This is a genomic window from Streptomyces sp. NPDC056373 (genome assembly GCF_042262425.1).
Classification (GTDB): Bacteria; Actinomycetota; Actinomycetes; order Streptomycetales; family Streptomycetaceae; genus Streptomyces.
In genome coordinates this window covers 64146-82402 of record NZ_JBHJPX010000004.1, presented here as the reverse complement: position 1 = coordinate 82402, position 18257 = coordinate 64146, and the positions used below count along the sequence as shown (strand labels likewise).

19 protein-coding genes are annotated in these 18257 nt (G+C 71.7%); 10 read left to right on the top strand and 9 right to left on the bottom strand.

Features of this window, described 5'->3' with window-relative positions; genetic code table 11:
* The first annotated feature begins 41 nt into the window (after nt 1–41).
* Nucleotides 42–2156, top strand: a complete 2115-nt coding sequence (locus tag ACFCXS_RS09495) for a DUF2075 domain-containing protein (protein ID WP_376643019.1) — start codon at nt 42–44, stop codon at nt 2154–2156.
* A gap of 49 nt (nt 2157–2205) precedes the next feature.
* Here ACFCXS_RS09495 and ACFCXS_RS09490 read toward each other — a convergent pair whose 3' ends face one another.
* The 3 genes from ACFCXS_RS09490 to ACFCXS_RS09480 all read right to left on the bottom strand — a co-directional run bounded on the left by ACFCXS_RS09490 (nt 2206) and on the right by ACFCXS_RS09480 (nt 3696).
* On the bottom strand, nt 2206–2334 hold the full coding sequence (locus ACFCXS_RS09490) for a DUF6408 family protein (RefSeq protein WP_376642520.1): 129 nt from the start codon (nt 2332–2334) through the stop codon (nt 2206–2208).
* Between the two features lie 424 nt (nt 2335–2758).
* Nucleotides 2759–3097: a MazG-like family protein gene (locus tag ACFCXS_RS09485; protein ID WP_376642518.1), complete on the bottom strand. Its 339-nt coding sequence runs from the start codon at nt 3095–3097 to the stop codon at nt 2759–2761.
* A 41-nt stretch (nt 3098–3138) separates the two neighbouring features.
* Nucleotides 3139–3696 carry a DoxX family protein gene (locus ACFCXS_RS09480; RefSeq protein ID WP_376642516.1) on the bottom strand — a complete coding sequence of 186 codons (558 nt, stop codon included), beginning with the start codon at nt 3694–3696 and terminating at the stop codon, nt 3139–3141.
* Between the two features lie 167 nt (nt 3697–3863).
* Between ACFCXS_RS09480 and ACFCXS_RS09475 the strand changes: the two genes are divergently transcribed.
* The 3 genes from ACFCXS_RS09475 to ACFCXS_RS09465 all read left to right on the top strand — a co-directional run bounded on the left by ACFCXS_RS09475 (nt 3864) and on the right by ACFCXS_RS09465 (nt 6524).
* Nucleotides 3864–4190, top strand: coding sequence for a nuclear transport factor 2 family protein (locus ACFCXS_RS09475; protein WP_376642515.1), 327 nt, complete (start codon nt 3864–3866; stop codon nt 4188–4190).
* A 55-nt stretch (nt 4191–4245) separates the two neighbouring features.
* The gene (locus ACFCXS_RS09470) at nt 4246–5232 is read left to right on the top strand and encodes an aldo/keto reductase (RefSeq protein WP_376642514.1); all 987 of its coding nucleotides are present in this window, start codon (nt 4246–4248) and stop codon (nt 5230–5232) included.
* A 164-nt stretch (nt 5233–5396) separates the two neighbouring features.
* Nucleotides 5397–6524, top strand: coding sequence for a D-alanyl-D-alanine carboxypeptidase family protein (locus ACFCXS_RS09465; RefSeq protein WP_376642513.1), 1128 nt, complete (start codon nt 5397–5399; stop codon nt 6522–6524).
* Nucleotides 6525–6806: 282 nt separating this feature from the next.
* Here the strand turns inward: ACFCXS_RS09465 and ACFCXS_RS09460 are convergent, their stop codons facing one another.
* The gene (locus tag ACFCXS_RS09460) at nt 6807–7565 is read right to left on the bottom strand and encodes an SDR family oxidoreductase (RefSeq protein WP_376642512.1); all 759 of its coding nucleotides are present in this window, start codon (nt 7563–7565) and stop codon (nt 6807–6809) included.
* 101 nt (nt 7566–7666) lie between these two features.
* Nucleotides 7667–8689, bottom strand: a complete 1023-nt coding sequence (locus ACFCXS_RS09455; RefSeq protein ID WP_376642511.1) for a Gfo/Idh/MocA family protein — start codon at nt 8687–8689, stop codon at nt 7667–7669.
* Between the two features lie 86 nt (nt 8690–8775).
* On the opposite strand from ACFCXS_RS09455, the gene ACFCXS_RS09450 reads away from it, so the two are divergent.
* The 4 genes from ACFCXS_RS09450 to ACFCXS_RS09435 all read left to right on the top strand — a co-directional run bounded on the left by ACFCXS_RS09450 (nt 8776) and on the right by ACFCXS_RS09435 (nt 12672).
* A complete protein-coding gene (locus ACFCXS_RS09450) occupies nt 8776–10083 on the top strand; it encodes a multidrug effflux MFS transporter (protein WP_376642510.1) in 1308 nt (435 codons plus the stop codon).
* On the top strand, nt 10026–11204 hold the full coding sequence (locus ACFCXS_RS09445) for a serine hydrolase domain-containing protein (RefSeq protein ID WP_376642509.1): 1179 nt from the start codon (nt 10026–10028) through the stop codon (nt 11202–11204). Before ACFCXS_RS09450 ends, ACFCXS_RS09445 begins: the two co-directional genes overlap by 58 nt.
* A gap of 53 nt (nt 11205–11257) precedes the next feature.
* Nucleotides 11258–12241, top strand: coding sequence for a small ribosomal subunit Rsm22 family protein (locus tag ACFCXS_RS09440; RefSeq protein ID WP_376642507.1), 984 nt, complete (start codon nt 11258–11260; stop codon nt 12239–12241).
* Nucleotides 12242–12318: 77 nt separating this feature from the next.
* Complete coding sequence (locus ACFCXS_RS09435; RefSeq protein ID WP_376642506.1) at nt 12319–12672, top strand: hypothetical protein; 354 nt, start codon at nt 12319–12321, stop codon at nt 12670–12672.
* Here the strand turns inward: ACFCXS_RS09435 and ACFCXS_RS09430 are convergent.
* On the bottom strand, nt 12639–14006 hold the full coding sequence (locus tag ACFCXS_RS09430; protein WP_376642505.1) for a S28 family serine protease: 1368 nt from the start codon (nt 14004–14006) through the stop codon (nt 12639–12641). The two genes, ACFCXS_RS09435 and ACFCXS_RS09430, sit on opposite strands and share 34 nt — an antisense overlap.
* 133 nt (nt 14007–14139) lie before the next feature.
* A complete protein-coding gene (locus tag ACFCXS_RS09425) occupies nt 14140–14349 on the bottom strand; it encodes a DUF6243 family protein (protein WP_376642504.1) in 210 nt (69 codons plus the stop codon).
* Nucleotides 14350–14499: 150 nt separating this feature from the next.
* Here ACFCXS_RS09425 and ACFCXS_RS09420 point away from each other — a divergent pair, with 150 nt between their 5' ends.
* On the top strand, nt 14500–15141 hold the full coding sequence (locus tag ACFCXS_RS09420) for a TetR/AcrR family transcriptional regulator (protein WP_376642503.1): 642 nt from the start codon (nt 14500–14502) through the stop codon (nt 15139–15141).
* Here ACFCXS_RS09420 and ACFCXS_RS09415 read toward each other — a convergent pair.
* The gene (locus ACFCXS_RS09415) at nt 15120–15977 is read right to left on the bottom strand and encodes a glycerophosphodiester phosphodiesterase (RefSeq protein ID WP_376642502.1); all 858 of its coding nucleotides are present in this window, start codon (nt 15975–15977) and stop codon (nt 15120–15122) included. The two genes, ACFCXS_RS09420 and ACFCXS_RS09415, sit on opposite strands and share 22 nt — an antisense overlap.
* A gap of 207 nt (nt 15978–16184) precedes the next feature.
* Here ACFCXS_RS09415 and ACFCXS_RS09410 point away from each other — a divergent pair, with 207 nt between their 5' ends.
* Nucleotides 16185–16922 (top strand): bifunctional DNA primase/polymerase, encoded by a 738-nt coding sequence (locus tag ACFCXS_RS09410; RefSeq protein ID WP_376642501.1) that lies wholly within the window; start codon nt 16185–16187, stop codon nt 16920–16922.
* 99 nt (nt 16923–17021) lie between these two features.
* Here the strand turns inward: ACFCXS_RS09410 and ACFCXS_RS09405 are convergent, their stop codons facing one another.
* Entirely contained in the window at nt 17022–18014 is a 993-nt protein-coding gene (locus tag ACFCXS_RS09405) for a hypothetical protein (RefSeq protein WP_376642499.1), read from the bottom strand.
* Nucleotides 18015–18257 lie beyond the last annotated feature (243 nt).

Below are 18257 nucleotides of genomic sequence, written 5' to 3'. Positions count from 1 at the left end.
CGCACGAGTCACTCGTGCCTGTGGGGACCCACCTCGTGTCCATGCTCCTGCTGAAACTGGCGGCGCGGGATCTGCTGAACCTGAACTCGAGGCGCCGTATGGTGCCTCACCTCGCCGCCAGGTGGAAGCACTTCCTCAACACCGACGCCTCGTTGACGGAACGTTCTGCCTGGGCAGAGAGCCTGGTGCACCTTGCCGAGGATCTGGTCGCCGCCGACCGCGGGAACGTCGAGATGGTCGTCGAGTGCGCCGCCACGGTCGGCGAGACCGACCGCGCCGGCGACCCGCGGCTCATCGACGTCGTCCTCGTGGGCCATCACCCCGAAGAGAATGGGCTGTCCGTCCAGCTCGTGGAACTGAAGCGTTGGTCGACGGTGACCCGGGTGGAGCGAGCCACCGCGGAGCTGGTGCATGTCCCGGGCATGGGGGAGAAGAAGCATCCCGCACTTCAACTGCGCGAATACCACGAGGCGTTCACAAGTGACCGAGGACCGCTGCACGGACTGGACTACGAGTGCGGGGGCTTCGCCTATCTGCACAACGCCACCGATGCCGCGGTGCTCCCGCTGGTCGGCCTGGACGCGCCGACCGGTTCCTACGCCCGCGTCTACACGACTGACCGCCGCGCCCAACTGCTGACCGACCTGCGGAGCAGCTTCGCCGCCGACGGTGCCGACTCGGCGGCCGAGATCCTGCTACGGAGCATGGGCCTGCGCAACACCCCGTTGCTCGACGCCATGATCCGTTCCAACGGCGAGGACACCGTCTTCACGCTGCGCGGGCGTCAGAAGAAGGTCGCGGACCAGATCCTCGACACCGCCGCCAAGGTGCTTCCCGATCCCCGGCAGCCCGCGCTCATCCCCGACGAACGGAGGGTGGTATTCCTCGTCACGGGCGGTGCGGGTACGGGTAAGAGCGCCATTGGCCTCCAGCTCAAGGCCGAACTGGAGGCCGACGGCCGTACGGTCAAGTACGCCAGCGGCAGCCGGGCCTTCAACGGAGCCCTGCAGGAGCACGTCGGCTACGGCGACCGGGAGTTCAAGGAGACCTTCACCTACTTCAGCAACTTCGTCACCCCGCCCGACCCACCGCTGGACGTGCTGATCTGCGACGAGGCCCACCGCCTGCGCGACCGCTCCACCAACCGCTTCTGGAAGCCCGAGGACTGGGGCACCAAACCGCAGGTGGACGAACTCCTCGACGCCTCCAGGCTCACGGTGTTCTTCCTGGACGAAGGCCAGTCCGTGCGCCCGCAGGAGGTCGGCACCGTCGATCTCGTGGAGGACGCGGCACGGCGGTACGGCGCCCAGCTGGTCCGTTGCCGCTTGCGAGAACAGTTCCGGTGCGGCGGCAGCGACGCCTACATTCGCTGGGTGCGTGGCGCCCTGGGGGTGTCCGACGCTGAGCCCGAGCTGTGGACGCCGGACGGACTGATGCACGTCGAAGTCGTGGACAGCCCGGAGGAACTCGAGCGGATCATCCGGTCGGAGGCCGAGGCGGGAGCGTCCGCGCGCATGGTCGCCGGATACTGCTGGCCCTGGACGAAGCCCCTGGGCAAGGAGAAGCGACTCGAACCCGATGTCCGGATCGATGGCTGGCACAGGCCGTGGAACGCGGACAGCGACTCCTTCTGTGAGAACAAGACCGTCCCGCCCTCCAAGATCTGGTCCGTGCACGAGAACGGCCTCGGCCAGATCGGCTGTGTGTACACCGCGCAGGGCCTGGAGTGGGACTGGTGCGGCGTGATCATGGGTGATGACATGGTGCGCCGGGGCGGCCGTTGGGTGTTCCGCCGGGGCAAGGAGCGGACGGACAAGGAGGCGGGCGTCAAGCGCGTCGCCGTCCCCGGGTCGTTCGACCCCAAGGTGAAGCCGAAGAGCGTGGACGACGACGAGTTCGCCCGACTCGTCCGGCATGCCTACCACGTGCTGATGACCCGTGCGAGCCGGGCGACCGTGCTCTACTCCACGGACGAGGAGACCCGGGAGTACCTGAAGGGACTCGTCGGCGACGTCGAGATCCACGGTCTGCGACCCACTTGGGAGAACTTGCCGGAGCAGGCCCGGCAACCGCATCTGCCCCGCCCTGGTCGGGGGCGGCGCCGCCGCAGGAAGCGCCAGAAGAACAGCCCGCCCGGAGAGATGTTCCTCTTCTGAGAGAGACCGTCCGGTGGAGTGGCGGGCTCCCGGGCCCGCCACCTGCCGGTCAGATGACCAGGCGCGCTACCACGACAAGGGCCGTCACCACCAGATTGGTGATGACTCCCACCGTGACGTCGACCAGAATCTGACGAATCCGGTCACGACGTGCAGGCTTGTACTCAACGGGGTTCATCGGTTTCCACTCCTGAGCGTGAGCTGGGAATGGCAGGGATCGCCCTACCGGGCATCCGCAGTCACACCGCATGTGGCACGCGGTGGAGACCACTCGTCGCTCATCGCCGGGACCGGCACCTGGAACACCGCCGACGTACCCTCCGGGAAGGTGCGCAGCGGGTAGTCACGTTAGCGCACGCGTGAGTTGGCGTAGATCAATTTTGGACGCCGCCGTGCCTCCATCACTGCAGCCCTCGCCTGTGACGAGCATGCCAGGACGCCGGCCGGAAAGGACTAGGAAGGGCCACTGTTGATCGGGTCACCACTCGTGGCGCCGGCCGAGGGCGCTGTGGTCTCGTCCTTCAGGCCTGGTGGGGCTCACGTCCTGGTCAAAGTGGTGACGCAGCCGCTTCCACGTCGTGTGCGGGTGACCGGGTTGTGAGTCAGCCCGCCGACCTCAGCGCCCTCTCCCGCACCCGCTCCAAATGCCCCCCGAACACCCCCCGGGCCTCCGGCGTAAGCGTCCGCAACGCCATCAGCGCCGTGATGGCGACATCACACAGCTCCGCCTGCACGTCCTCCCACGTGTGCGTGACGCCCTTGCGAGGGTTCTGCCCGGTCGCCCCGATCACCGCCTCCGAGACCTCGCCGACCTCCTCCGACAGTTTCAGGATGCGCAGGAGGAGGCCCTCGCGGCCCTCGACCGGACGGTTGGTGTCGAGCCACTGCGTCAGGGTGTCGATGGTGGACCAGAGTTCAGGGGCGGAGGTCTGCTCGTTCATAGGGGCGCAGCCTGCCATGCGGGACTGACAACGCCCCGCCCCTACTCCATGTACTCCTCCTCGAACAACGCCTCCTGCTCCCCCTCCTTCGCCTTCCGCAGCCGCCTCGCCCGGGCCCCCACCACCACCGCCGTGCCCGCCGCCGTCGCCGCGAAGGCCGCCGGGATCATCCAGCCGCGGTTCACCGCGTGGCCGAGCAGGTGGTCCACGGAGAGGCGGCCCGGGCCGGTGATGGCCAGGCCCGCCGCCGTGAGGCCCAGCGTCGCCGCGTACTCGTAGCCGCCGCCCTGGTTGAAGAAGCCGTTCGGGGCGTGCACCGCCGCCGCTCCGGCCATCGCGCCGGCTGCCGCCGCCCCCGCGGCCGGGGTCGCCAGGCCCAGGGCCAGCAAGGTGCCGCCGCCCGTCTCCGCCAGGCCCGCCGCCGTCGCGCTCGCCTTGCCGGGGGAGTAGCCGACGGACTCCATGAACTGGCCGGTGCCCTCGATGCCGTGCCCGCCGAACCAGCCGAACAGCTTCTGCGCACCGTGCGCCGCCAGCACACCGCCCGCCCCCAGCCGGAGCAGCAGCAGACCCAGATCACGTCGGTCGTTACGCCTCACGTCGTCTCCCGGAGCAGGAAGCAGGAACAGATGTGCTCGATGTGCTCATTTCTTCGCCTGTCCACCGTCGCACTCCTCACACCCCACGACACCCCGCGGACCCGCCCGCGGACGCCGTTCGGGTGGCAGCGGTGGCGTGCGGTCGTGGCCGGTACGAGGCTGCTGGCATGACGATTCAGACCACGCGCCTCAGCGATCCGGCCGTCCGGGCCTTCGTGACCGCCGTGAACAACCACGACCGCGACAGCTTCATGGAGCTCCTCGCGCCGGGCGCGACCATGACCGACGACGGCTCGGACCGTGACCTCGACGACTGGGTGGACCGGGAGATCTTCTCCTCCCACGGCCACATGGAGGTCGACAACGAGTCCAACGGCGGCCGTTCCCTCCTCGCCCGCTACAGCAACGACACCTGGGGCGAGATGCGCACCCGGTGGAGTTTCCAGGTGGACGAGGACGGCAGGATCACGCGGTTCGACACCGGGCAGGCCTGAACCTTTACCCGTGGGGGGTTGTCCTCGCCCGCACTCCAACTCCTAGCCTCCCGGCATGGAGACCACACGCCCGCTGGGACGCAGCGGCATCGAGGTGAGTGCCCTCGGCTTCGGCTGCTGGGCGATCGGCGGAGAGTGGCAGGCGGCCGACGGGCAGCCACTCGGCTGGGGCAAGGTCGACGACGAGGAGTCGGTACGGGCGGTGCGGCGCGCCCTCGACCTGGGCGTCACCTTCTTCGACACGGCCGACACCTACGGCGCCGGGCACAGCGAACGCGTGCTGGGCCGGGCCCTCGGCAAGCGCAGGGCCGACGTCGTCGTCGCCACCAAGTGGGGCAACGTGTTCGACGAGGAGACCCGTACGCTGACCGGCGGTGACGACTCTCCGGCCTATCTGCGTCGCGCCCTGACCGCCTCCCTGCGCCGGCTCGGCACCGACTACGTCGACCTCTACCAGTTCCACCTCTCCGACGCCGATCCCCAGCAGGCCGCCCTGCTGCGGGACGCGTGCGAGGAACTGGTCGGCGAGGGGCTGATACGGGCCTACGCCTGGAGCACCGACGACCCCGCACGCGCCGCCGTGTTCGCCGAGGGGCCGCACTGCGCCGCCGTCCAGCACGCTCTCAACGTCCTGACCGACGCGCCCGCGATGCTCGCGCTGTGCGAGGAGGCCGGCCTCGCGAGCATCAACCGCAGTCCGCTCGCCATGGGGCTGCTCAGTGGGAAGCGCCGGGACCGGCAGCCGTTGGAGGCCGGTGACATCCGCAGCAGGCCTCCCGCCTGGATGCAGGGCTTCAGTGACGGGTCCGGCGCCGACCCGGAGTGGCTCGCCCGCGTCGACGCCCTCCGGGACGTCCTCACCAGCGAGGGCCGTACGCCCGCACAGGGCGCCCTGGCCTGGCTGTGGGCGCGCAGCACCCGCACGGTGCCCATCCCGGGCTTCCGGTCGGTCGCCCAGGCCGAGGAGAACGCGGGAGCGCTGGAGAAGGGGCCTCTGACCGCCGCCCAGCTCGCAGAAGTGGATCGGCTGCTCGGGCGGTGACCTCGGGTGGTGACCTCGGGCGGTGACCTCGGGCGGTGACCTCGGGTGGTGACCTCGGGCGGTGACCTCGGGCGGGGACCTCGGGCGGGGACCTTGCGGGACCTTGGGGCAGTCTTTGAACGTTCCGTGCACGCTCTCGTGGTTCCGCTTCGTACCGTCGCGGGATGTGTGACTCGGCCCGGCTGTCCAGACGCTCCCTGCTCGCCCTCGGCATGACCCTTCCGGTTGCCGCCGCACCCGCTCCCGTGCTCGGCGGCGACCGTCTCGGCCGCGACGGTGTACAGGTCGGCAGCGCCACCGGACTGCCCCGTGGGCTCACCGCCCGTTCCTGGCTCGTCGCCGACGGCGACAGTGGCGAGGTGCTGGCCGTCTGCCGGGCGCACCGGCGGCTGCCGCCCGCTTCCACGTTGAAGATGCTGTTCGCCGACACGGTGCTCGACCGGTTCCCCCGCGGCGGCCGGCACACCGTCACCGCCGCCGACCTCGCCGGCATCCCGGCGGGCTCCAGCCTCGTCGGCGTCCGGGCCGGGACCACGTACACCGTCGACCAGCTCTGGCAGGGCGTGTTCCTGCGCTCGGGGAACGACGCCGTGCACGTCCTCGCCCACATGAACGGCGGTGTGGCGAAAACCGTCGCCGACATGCAGGCCAGGGCGCGTGAACTGCAGGCCCTGGACACGCACGTGGTCAGCCCGGACGGCTTCGACCACCCCGGGCAGCTGTCCTCGGCGTACGACCTGACCCTCTTCGCGCGGCAGGGGCTGCGCGATCCCGGCTTCCGCGCCTACTGCCGGACGCGGACCGCACAGTTCCCTGCCGGGGGTGGGAAGACCTTCCAGATCCAGAACACCGACCGGCTGCTGAGCGGAACATGGGGCCTGCGGTCGTACCCGGGGCTGATCGGTGTCAAGAACGGCTACACCAGCGACGCCGGCAACACCTTCACAGGGGCCGCCACACGGGCCGGGCGCACCCTGCTCGTCACCGTCATGCACCCCGCCGACCGCGCCGAAGCCGTCTACGAGGAGGCCGCCGCACTGCTCGACTGGGGCTTCTCGCACGGTGCTTCGGCACGGCCGGTGGGTGTGCTGGTCGAGCCGGTGATCGAGGGGCAGGGGGCGAAGCCCTCACCGAGGAGCTCAACCGTCGCCTCTCCCGCGGTCGCGGGCAGGCCCTCGACCGGGCGGCTGGTGGAGGGCGCGGGGACGGCGGCGGCGCTGCTGGCGGGCGGGGCCTGGGCGCTGCGCCGGCGCAGGGCAGCCGGGCGAGCGAGGGGACGGCACAGGGAGTGACGGTCACCTGCGGGGCGGTGCCGGTTGGACCGAGCGGCAGTCGTTCCACGCCCACCGGTGCGTACTCCGCGGTCCCTCGCGGAATCCACCCCCACCCGGTGCCGTGGAACGACTGCCGCCTCCCCCCAGAAGGTGGCCAACGGAAGTGCTCCACTCCAACTGTGAAGCTTTCGTGTAGGAGAGTTGAGCATATGCTCCCTACCGGCCGCAATGGGGCGGAGGTTCATATTCCGTTTGTGCAGGTTGACGAGTTGACGAATTCTGCCGAGTGACGTCGCGCGCTCAGCCGCGGCCGACGTACGGCATCGCCGTCGCCAGTACGGTCGCGAACTGCACGTTCGCCTCCAGCGGCAGTTCGGCCATGTGCCGCACCGTGCGGGCCACATCCGCGACGTCCATGACCGGTTCCGGGGCTACTTCCCCGTTCGCCTGGAGCGCTCCCGTCTGCATACGGGACGTCATGTCGGTGGCCGCGTTGCCGATGTCGATCTGCCCCACCGCGATCCCGTACGGCCGTCCGTCCAGGGAGAGGGACTTCGTCAGGCCGGTCAGCGCGTGCTTCGTCGCCGTGTAGGCCACCGACATCGGGCGGGGCGTGTGCGCGGAGATCGAGCCGTTGTTGATGATCCGGCCGCCCTGCGGGTCCTGCTCCTTCATCTGCCGGTACGCCGCCTGCGCGCACAGGAAGGCCCCGTTGAGGTTCGTGTCCACCACGTGCCGCCAGGCCTCGTAGGGCAGTTCCTCGACCGGCACACCGCCGGGGCCGAACGTGCCCGCGTTGTTGAACAGCAGGTCGACCCGGCCGAAGCGCTCCACGGTGGCGGCGAACAGGGCGCTCACGTCCTCGGGGCGTGAGACGTCCGTCCGCACGGGGAGGGACGCGGTCCCCGGGGCCAGCGCCGCCGTCTCCTCCAGCGTCTCCGCGCGCCGGCCCGCCAGCGCCACCGACCAGCCCGTGCGCAGCAGTTCCACGGCGACCGCCCGGCCGATGCCGGAACCCGCCCCGGTCACCACCGCGATTGCATTGTCCTTGGCATTCATGGGCCCGCAGCGTAGCCATGGGCGCCGATCCCCACCCCTGCGCACCCGATCCCCTGCCCCTGCGCACCCGATCAGGTGCCCCTGTGCGCCCGATCAGGACCTCAAGCCGACGTGAGTTCCGGCTCTCCCGCCTCGTCGGGGTAGCGGACGCCGACACGGTCCCGGATCGCGTCCAGCGTGCGCATCACGGCGAGCGTGCCGTCCAGCGGGACCAGCGGGGACTCCGTCTCCCCGGCGCGCAGTGCCCGCATCACCTCGGCCGCCTCGTGGCGCAGGCTGTTGCGGGGTCCGTCCGCGGGATCGGCCGTGAACTCCTCGGCGTCGCGGCCGTCCCGGTGCAGGACGAACCGGTCCGGGAAGAAGAAACCGTGCGGGATGTCGATCCGGCCCCTGGAACCGGTGACCGACGCCGAGGTCGCCGTACCGCCCACGATGGAGCAGTGCACCGAGCCGAGGGCGCCGCTGTCGTAGGAGAGCACCGCCGCCGTCTGGAGGTCGACGCCCTCCTCGGAGAGCACCGCCCGCGCCACGACGTCCGAGGGCTCCCCGAGCAGCAGCTGCGCGAACGACACCGGGTACACGCCGAGATCGAGCAGCGCGCCGCCGCCCAGCTCCGGGTTCCGCAGCCGGTGCGAGGGCGGGAAGGGGCCGGCCAGCCCGAAGTCGGCCTGGACGCTGCGCACCTCGCCGATCGCCCCGTCGTCGACCAGTGCCTTGAGCCGCCGTACCAGCGGGTTGCAGTACATCCACATCGCCTCCATCAGGAAGCGCCCGTGCTCACGCGCCAGGGCGACGAGTTCCCCGGCCTCGCGCACGTTCAGCGTGAACGGCTTCTCGCACAGGACGTTCCGCCCGGCCGCGAGACACAGCCCGGCGGCGGTCCGGTGCGCCGTGTGCGGGGTGGCGACGTAGACGACGTCGACCTCCTCGTCCTGCGCGAGCTCGTTCCAGTCGCCGTAGGCCCGGGGTATGCCGAAGCGCTCCGCGAACGCTCGCGCCGACTCCTGCGACCGGGAGGCCACCGCCACGACCTCCGCGTCGGGCAGGTCGATCAGATCCGCGGTGAACGCGCCCGCGATTCCGCCGGTCGCCAGGATCCCCCACCGCACCGTGTCCGCCGTCATTCGCGCCCCGCCTTCACCTTGTGACCCCGAGCACTGCGTACGAGCTGAGAGCATAGGTGGCGATCGACTCGGAGAGGGAGGGGCTCATGCCCGAGGGTGGGGCGTCCATATCGAACACCGCGCAGGAGGCCGCAGCCGGGACGGAGCGGCCCGACCGCACACCGCACCGTCGCACCGGGCTCCTGGTCACCTTCCTCCTCGGAAGCCTGACCGCCGTGCCCCCGCTGGCGATGGACATGTACCTCCCGTCCCTGCCGGAGGTCACCCGTTCCCTGCACGCGCCCGCCGCGACCGTCCAGCTCACGCTCACCGCCTGCCTGGCAGGCATGGCACTCGGGCAGCTGGTGGTCGGGCCGATGAGCGACCGCTGGGGGCGCCGCCGTCCGCTGCTCGCGGGGCTCGCCGTCTTCGTCGTCGCCACCGTCCTGTGCGCGCTCGCGCCCACCGTGGAGACACTGGTCGCCTTCCGGCTGGCCCAGGGTCTCGCGGGCGCCGCGGCCATCGTCATCGCCCGGGCCGTCGTCCGCGACCTCTACGACGGCATGGCCATGGCCCGCTTCTTCTCCACCCTCATGCTGATCTCCGGTGTCGCCCCGATCGTGGCGCCGCTCATCGGCGGGCAGGTCCTGCGCGTGACCGACTGGCGGGGCGTGTTCGTCGTTCTCACCGCCATCGGCGTGCTGATCGGGGCCCTGGTCTGGACGAGGCTGCCCGAGACGCTGGAGCCAGCCGAGCGGCACGTCGGCGGCGTCGGCGAGGCCCTGCGCGCGATGCGCGGCCTGCTCGCCGACCGCGCCTTCGCCGGCTACATGCTCACAGGCGGCTTCGCCTTCGCCGCCCTCTTCGCCTACATCTCGGCGTCCCCGTTCGTCATCCAGGAGATCTACGGCGCCTCCCCGCAGACGTTCAGCCTGCTGTTCGGCGTCAACTCGGTCGGGCTGGTCCTCGTCGGCCAGATCAACGGCAAGATCCTGGTCGGCCGGGTCAGCCTCGACCGGGTGCTGGGCATCGGCCTCACGATCGTCATCACCGCCGCGACCGCGCTGCTGCTGATGTCCCTCGGCGTCTTCGGCGAGGTCGGCCTGGTGCCGGTGGCCGCCGCGCTGTTCGTGCTGATGTCCGCGATGGGCATCACCCTGCCCAACACCCAGGCCCTCGCCCTGATGCGCACCAAGCACGCGGCGGGCTCCGCGTCGGCCCTGCTCGGCACCTCGTCCTTCCTCATCGGCGCCGTCGCCTCCCCGCTCGTCGGCGTCGCCGGGGAGGACACCGCCCTCCCGATGGCCGTCGTCCAACTGGCCGCCGCACTGGTGGCACTGGCCTGCTTCATGGGAATGTGCCGACCCTGGAAGCAGGAGAGCAGCCGCGCGAGCGTGGAGGGAGCAGTCAGCTGAGCGCACCCAGACTGCGCGACGGCACGCCGGAGCGGGCCGGACTCGACCCGGGGGAACTGCGTCACCTCGTCCGGGAGGTCCACGTCCTCACCACCGGGCAGCGCCCCTGGGCACCGGGCGCGGTCCTCGTCGTCGGACGCGGCCCGGTGATCGCGGTCGAGGAGGCGGCGGGCTGGGCCGTCCGCTACTCGGCCTACGACCCCGACGCCGACGCCGGAGTGGAGCTGCCTGCGGAGCGACGGGTCCCGATGACCGTCGGCACGCCCTTCGACCTGGCGTCCCTCACCAAACTGTTCACGTCCGTGGCCGCCGTGCAGCAGATCGAGCGGGGGACGCTCGGCATCGACGCGCGGGTCGGGGCGTACCTGCCCGACTTCACGGCGGCCGCCCGGCACGGCGTCACCGTACGGCAGCTGCTCACGCACACCTCCGGGCTGCGGCCCGAACTCCCGTTGTACGACTGTGCCGACGACGCCCAGCGGCTGGCCGCGCTCCGGGCGGAGCCGCCGGTCGGCGTGCCGGGCACGTACTGCTACTCCGACCTGAACATGCTGCTCCTGCAGTACGTCCTGGAGCGCATCACCGGCCGCACGCTCGACGTCCTGATCCGCGACGGCATCACCCGGCCGCTGGGCATGACGGCGACGGACTTCGGGCCGTGCCCGGGCGCCGCGGCGACGGAGGACCAGCGGCGGCCGTGGGCCAAGGCGGACCGGGGCATGCTGCGGGGTGAGGTGCACGACGAGAACGCCTGGGCGCTCGGGGGCGTGGCCGGGCACGCGGGGCTGTTCTCCACCGGCCGGGACCTCGCGGTGTTCTGCCGCACTCTCCTGGCCGGCGGCTCGCACGGCCCGGCGCGCATCCTCGGCCCCGACTTCGTCGAGCTCCTCTTCACCCCGCCGGGCCTCGGCTTCTCCCTCGACCAGCCGTGGTTCATGGGCGACCTGGCGGGCCGCGGCGCGGCGGGCCACACCGGCTTCACGGGCACGTCCCTCGTCCTGGACCCGGCCACGGACACGTTCCTGATCCTGCTCACCAACGCGGTCCACCCGCGCCGCCGCCGCCCGGACAACGCCCCGAGAGCGGCAGCGGCGTCGCGGGTGGCGCGGGCGGTGCGGTGATTTCCGCGCACCGCACCCGCGTCCCTCACCCCACCGCCTCGTAGAATCGCCGGGTGAACGCCCCCGCACCCCCGGCCGAAAACCTCCGTGCCGCCCTTGCCGGTCTGCTCGACGGGCTGCCGCCCCGGCAGGCCTCGCAGGCGGTCGAGCGGCTGATCGCCAGCTACCGGGGGGCCACCCCGACCGACGCCCCCATCCTCCGGGACCGGGCCGACGTCGCCGCCTACGCCGCCTACCGGATGCCCGCGACCTTCGAGGCCGTGCGCTCCGCGCTGGAGGCGTTCGCCGACGCCGCGCCCGACTGGGTGCCCGGCGGGCACACCGACCTCGGCGGGGGCACGGGCGCCGCGGCCTGGGCCGTGAGCGCGGTCTGGGGCGGGCAGCGGCCCGTCACCGTCCTCGACTGGGCCGAGCCCGCGCTCGCCCTGGGACGCGAGATCGCCGCGGCCAATCCGGGGCTGAAGGACGTCCGCTGGCAGCGCTCCCGGATCGGGGCGGCCCTGACCCTGGAGAGCACGGATCTCGTCACCGTCTCCTACGTCCTGAACGAGCTGACCGCGGCAGACCGCACCGCCCTCGTCGACGCCGCCGCGGCCGCCGCCCAGGCCGTCGTGATCGTGGAACCCGGCACCCCCGACGGTTACGCCCGCCTCATCGAGGCCCGGGACCGGCTGATCACCGCCGGTTTCCGGATCGCGGCCCCGTGCCCGCACAGCGCCGCCTGCCCCATCGTCCCCGGCACCGACTGGTGCCACTTCTCCGCCCGGGTCAGCCGCTCCTCCCTGCACCGGCAGGTCAAGGGCGGCTCCCTCGCCTACGAGGACGAGAAGTTCGCCTACGTCGCCGCCGCCCGCTTCCCCGTCGATCCCGCTGCCTCCCGGGTCGTCCGGCGCCCTCAGATCCGCAAGGGCCAGGTCCTCCTCGACCTGTGCGAGAGCGAACCGTCCCTGCGCCGCAGCACCGTCACCAAGCGCCACGGCGACCTGTACAAGGCCGCCCGGGACGCCGACTGGGGAGATCCCTGGCCGCCCTCCTGAGCTTCTGTCAGGTACGCATAAGATCAACTCGCGCCCTCGGGCGTGCACCACGCGTACCACTGAAACGGGAGGAACCCTTGAAGAAACTGCTGATCACTCCGCTGGCGGTGGCGGCCCTGGCCCTGGCCGCCTTCGTGCCGAGCGCCTCCGGCACGGCGACCGTCAAGAGCGACGGCATGGCCACCGTCGCGGCGACGGCGCAGTGCAAGAGCCTCACGGCCCTGTCGACCGTTCACGTCCGCAAGACGGCCAGCACGAAGTCCACCAGCCTGCGCCTTTGGTACAAGGGCACCAAGGGCTGCGACATCAAGGGCGTCGACGGCGGCTCGTACAAGAACACCTGCGGCATAGACAGCTACCACTACTGGCGCAAGGTCAACTACCGCGGCACCGTGGGCTACGTGCCCAACGTGTGCGTGAAGTACTCCTGACCCGCCCAGCGGACCAGCATGTCCTCCGCCGACGCCCGGTCGGCGGGGGACAGGTCCGCGAGGTCGGCGCCGTGATTCCCACCCGGCACCCACAGCAGCCGTGAGTCCGGACCCCCGGGGCGGAAGTGTTCCGCGACCGCGGGATCCTGGGAGCCGTTGACGAACAGCAGCCGGCTGCCGTGCCGCCGGACCCAGCGGTCGATGTCGGGCATGGCGGCCCGGTCGAAGCGCAGGGGGACGTCCCGGGGGACGAAACTGCGCGGCTCGGCCGCGCCCGGATGACGGAGCAGGTCGGCGAGGTGGGCGGTGGGGAAGCTGCCGTACCCCAGCTGGGTGCCGATCTGGTACCAGTACGGGATGTAGTTCCGCGCCGTCGTGTCGGCGTACAGCGCCAGGCCCGTCGTGTCGTCCAGCCAGGCGTAGAGCTCGTCGGCCGTCGCCCCGGGACCGGGGATCGCGGCGATGTCGGCCGGGGTGCCGCGCTGCCAGAACATGAACGGCACGCGCAGGACGGCGATCTCGAGGGCCTTGTCGGCGCTGCCGACGAGGCGGAAGGTGTCGCCGGTGGCGGCGGCCCAGGCCTCGTAGCGTGCGACCAGCTCGGCCCGGCGCAGCAGGATCGACCGCTGGGCTGCCTGAAGACCCTCCCGGGCGGCGGGGGTGCCGACCGTCTCCAGGAAACGCAGATACGCGGAGTCGTCGCGGTCGTCGACGTTGTTCGGGGCCGAGTGGACCACCGTGCCGTTCACGTCGAGGGGATGGAAGCGGCGGTGGTAGACGCTCGCCATGCCGCCCTTGCTGCTGCCGGTGGAGATCCACGCGCCGGGGTAGAGGCGGCGGAAGAGCCGGACGACGCGGTGGTGGTCGTCGGCGGCCTGCCGGACGGTGAGGTGGGTGTAGCCGGGGCCTGCCGGGCGTGAGGTGCCGAAGTAGCGGTGCTCGACCTGGAGCTGGTTGGCGCCGAGCAGGACCGCCGGTTCGGTCCGGCGTGGGGTGAGTACCGCGTGGTAGCCCGTACTGAACAGCACGGTGGGGCGGTCGGCGGCGGTGTGCAGCAGGGTGAGGCGCTGCTCGAAGGTGCCTGCGGCCGGGTTCGTGTGGTCGACCGGCTGGCGCAGACCCAGGACGAAGTGCCGGTATCCCGGTTCGGCGTCGTGCCGCTCCTCGACCAGGCGCAGCCCGGGCAGCGCCCGCAGCGCTTCGGCCACGTCGACGTCCTCGGGGCCGGTCGTGGCCGCCGCCCGGGCGAAGGGGGCCGCCGTGCCGGTTATGCCCGCCGCCGGGAGGGCCGTGGCCGCAGTGGTGAGCAGTCGTCGTCTGGTCCATGCGGTCATGAGCCGAGTCCTCCCGGGGGTCCGTGGGGCGGGTGTCCGCCGGTCGCGGGCCGCGACCGCCTTCAGTACATCCGCCGGACCGCCCGGGAGGATCCCGCGCGCGGGGGTCCGCTCTCCCCCTCACGGGGGAGGCTCATGACGCCGTGCCCGCCGTGCCCCCTTCCGGCGTGTCCTGCTGCTGCCGTTTTTCCTGGAGCCTGCGCAGCAGTTCACGCTTTTGCGCCTGCGGGTCGAGACCGCCGCCGATCCGGCCGCCCCGGCCGCCGCCCCGCAGCTCCCTGCGGCCGAGGTTCTTGCGCGATCCGCCGACACCCAGCATGTTTCCGGCTCCGCCTCGGGTCATTTCGGGCTCCTTCCGTGGTCATCTTCCGTGGCCCGTGTTCCGTGGCCGACTTTCGTGGTCGTCACCTTCGGGTGACGAGACGTTTCGTCTCGTGCGACTGTCTTACTGTCCGCGAGACGGTCCGTCTTGTCAACCTGATAAATTCGGCCCATGGCCGTCCAGAAGTCCACCCAGCCCGCACCCGGCAAGCCCGCCCCCGACTCCACCCGGCGCAGCGAGAAGTCCCGCCGCGCCATCTACGACGCCGCCCTCGCGCTCGTCGTCGAGGTCGGCTACCCGAAGACCACCGTCGAGGGCATCGCCGCCCGCGCCGGCGTCGGCAAGCAGACGATCTACCGCTGGTGGTCGTCCAAGGCGGACGTCCTGATGGAGGCGTTCCTCGACCTGGCCGAGCTGTCCCTGCGGGAGGCCGGGCCCGCGCCGTACGTCTTCCCGGACACCGGCGACCTCGCCGCCGACGTCAAGGGCGTGCTGCGCGCCACCGTCGACCAGATGAACGACCCCCGGTTCGACGTGCCGTCCCGCGCGCTGGCCGCCGAGGGCGTCGTCAACGAGCAGCTCGGGCGCGAGCTCGTGGCCAAGTTGATGCAGCCCTCACTCGACCTCTACATCGGCCGGCTGCGCGCCGCGCAGGACGCCGGCCAGGTGCGGCCCGAGATCGACCCGCGCATCGCCCTGGAGCTCTTCATCTCGCCGCTCGCCCAGCGCTGGCTCCAGCACACCGGACCCATCTCCCACGAGTACACCGACACCCTCGTCGACTACGCCCTTCACGGCCTCGCCCCGCGCTGAGCGGCCCGGGCCAGGCGCCCCGGCGCGTCCGTGATCACCCCGTCGCAGCCCAGCGCCAGCACCCGGTCCCGCTGCGCGTCCGTCACCACGGTGTGCGCCCACACCCGCGCGATCCCCGAGTTCACCGCCCGCGCCAGATCCGCGTCGCGCGCCCGGTGGTCCACGTCCAGCAGGTCCACGAACGAACGCCAGCGCTCCGGGCGGTCCGTGCGCAGCTGCTGCGCCGAGCGCCACACCTGCGAGAGCAGGCCGAGGCGGTGGACGCGCCGGGCCACCTCGGGGTCGTTGGAGTTCACGAACACCGAGCGGGTCAGACCGCGGGACCGGATCATCTCGGCCAGCCGGTCGAGGCTGAGCGGGTCCTTCGCCTCCAGCATCAGCACGATCCGCCCGCCGAAACGATCCAGCACCTCGGCGACCGTCGGCGGCCGCTCCGACCGCCAGCTCCCCGGGAGCCTGTCCTTCGGGCGCAGCCGTACGCCCCGCCACTCCCGGGCGTCCAGGCCGCGCACCGCGCCGCCCAGGTAGGTGGTGCGGTTCAGGGTCTCGTCGTGGAACACCACCGGCGTGCCGTCGCGCAGCAGCCGCGTGTCGAAGTCCAGCACCTGCGCCGTCCCGCGCTCGTAGGCGGTCGCCAGCCCGGCCATGCTGTTCTCGGGAACCTCACGGGCGCCGCCGCGGTGGGCGACGTACGTGATCCGTGGCAGGGCCGCCACGGTCAGCGGGCCCGCGCCCCACTCCAGCGGGGCCGGGGCGCGGCCGACGGGTCCCGACAGGAGCAGCGAGACCACGGACGCCGCGGAGGCCAGACCCGACAACGCGATCCTTGTGACCATGGCGACCACGGTAGGGCGCCATGTCATGTCAAAGCGGGGAATGACACCCGATCACGGTGGAGAGTGGGGCTCGCCGTTCTCCTCCCGTCCGGCGCCCGGTGCGCGGTGCGTCCCAGCTGTCCTGGATGTGGGCACTGGCCCCCCAGTGCGCGGGAAGATGGGACGATGAGGCATGCTGTTCGGCACGACGGCGAGGCGAGGGGATAGATGAGCGCGGAGTTCGGCGGCCGGAGCGGCCTGCAGGGCAAACTCACCCAGTGGCTGCGCGCCGGGCGCCGGCCGAAGGAGACCGCCGGGGACGGCGGCCGTGAGGACCTGCTGCACGCCGCCGCCGGCGCGGGACTGCCCCTCGCGCCCGCCGCTCACCCGGCCGGCTATCGCTGCTCCTGCGACCGGGTCGGCTGTCCCACCCCCGCCCGGCATCCGGTGTCCTTCGCCTGGCAGACGCAGTCCACCACCGACCGCGCCCAGATCGAGCGCTGGGCCCGCCATCAGCCGCAGGCCAACTTCATCACCGCGACCGGCATGGTGCACGACGTCCTCGACGTGCCCCTCGACGCCGGTCGCGACGCGTTGGAGCGGCTGCTCGCCGCCGGTGTCGAGGTCGGGCCGGTCGCCGAGAGCGACGACGGCCGCCTCCTCTTCTTCACGGCCACCCGCGGTACACCCGAGGACGAGGACGAGTGGTGGCCGTGCGAACTGGACTGCCACCCCGAGACGATGGACGAACACCCCGGGCTGCGCTGGCACTGCCGGGGCTCCTACGTCCTCGTACCGCCGGCGCGGCTGCCCGGTGAGGAGCAGGCCGTGCGGTGGGTGCGCGGGCCCGAGTACGCGCTGCCGGATCCGCTGAGCCTGCTTGAGGTGCTCACCGAGGTCTGCGGGCGCTACGCGGATGAGGACACCGGCCGGGCCGACGAGGCGGCCTGGCCCCTGCGCCACTGAGGCCGGCCGGCGACCGGGCCGTGCGACGACCGGGTCGTGCGGGCCGCCGGGTGGTGAGGGCCGCCAGGTGGTGAGGGGGCCGGGTCGTGCGCGCCCGGGTTACGAGCCCTCCGCCGAGGTCAGTCCCTGGATCCTGCCCAGGATCGTCACCTTGCCCGGGCCCTTGGGGTCCAGTGCCACCTCGTTGGAGACGACCTCCATCGTGAGGGACTGCTTGATCTCGCCCTTCGTCAGGGCCAGGACGTCCTTGTTGGGGGCCGGGACGGACGTGCCCGCGTAGGCCGTCTGCTTCTCGTAGTGGCGGGTCGTGAAGAACACCAGCGCCCCGCCGTCCGTCGTGCGCAGCGCCAGCGGTGCGTAGTCGCCGTTCGTCAGCGGCTCGTCGATGAACTGGGTGACCATGCCGGGTTTCTTGCCGTTCTTCTTGCGCAGGGCACGCCACTGGCTCGTGTGGGCGCCGCCCGCGAAGGTCTCTCCGCCGCTCTTCAGGTACGTCGCGTACGTCCGGCTCAGGTCGCCGGGGGCGGTGGCCAGGCCGGTGGAGTTCACGGGGACGGACTCCGCCCAGCCGTCGGCGTCCTTCTTGAACTGCGGGACCTTGCCCGGGGCGACGAGCGTCAGGTACGCCACCTGGAAGGGGTCGTCCAGGCTGCTGCGGGTGAAGACCAGGAGCCAGCGGGCGGTGCCGCCCTTGTTGCCGGCCGCGTCGGCGACGAACCAGCGGGGCCAGCCGGCCTTCTTCGGGATCGTGAACTTCGCGTCCGTCAGTTTCAGCGGGGTGTGGCGCGGGTTGCCGTCGGGGTTGTTCGCCTTCCCGGCCTTGAGGCGGGCCGAGTCGATGTCGGCGAGGGCGCCCGTGGTGTGGTCGGCGTCCAGGGTGCCGTCGTAGGCCTTGTCGGCCTCGTTGTACGCGGTCGTGAACTCCTGGAGGGCCTGGGCGGCTTCGGCGCGGGTCGTGGACGGGAGGATCTCCCGTTCGCCGTGGACGACGACGCATCCACTGGCCGTGAGCGACAAAGCGGTCGCCGAGGTTGCTATGAGGGCGCTCCGGGCGGGCCTGCGGAGCGTTCGAGGGTCGCGATCCCTGCTCATCGGGTACCTTCACCTTCCCCTTTCCGGAGGCGAACCCTACCGGGTGCCTCCGGCGGTTGGGGCGGGGTGGGTGCGCCTGCTCGCCGGGGTGCCGGACGCCCTTCACCGGGTCCGCGACCCGGCGGTGACCACTCCTTGTCGCCGAGTGTTTCCATGGCGTCAAGATTTACATTGCTTCAATAACTCCTCGCCGAGCAGGCTCCACCGGGCCGGTTCGACGAGCTGTTACAGCGAGCCCGGCGA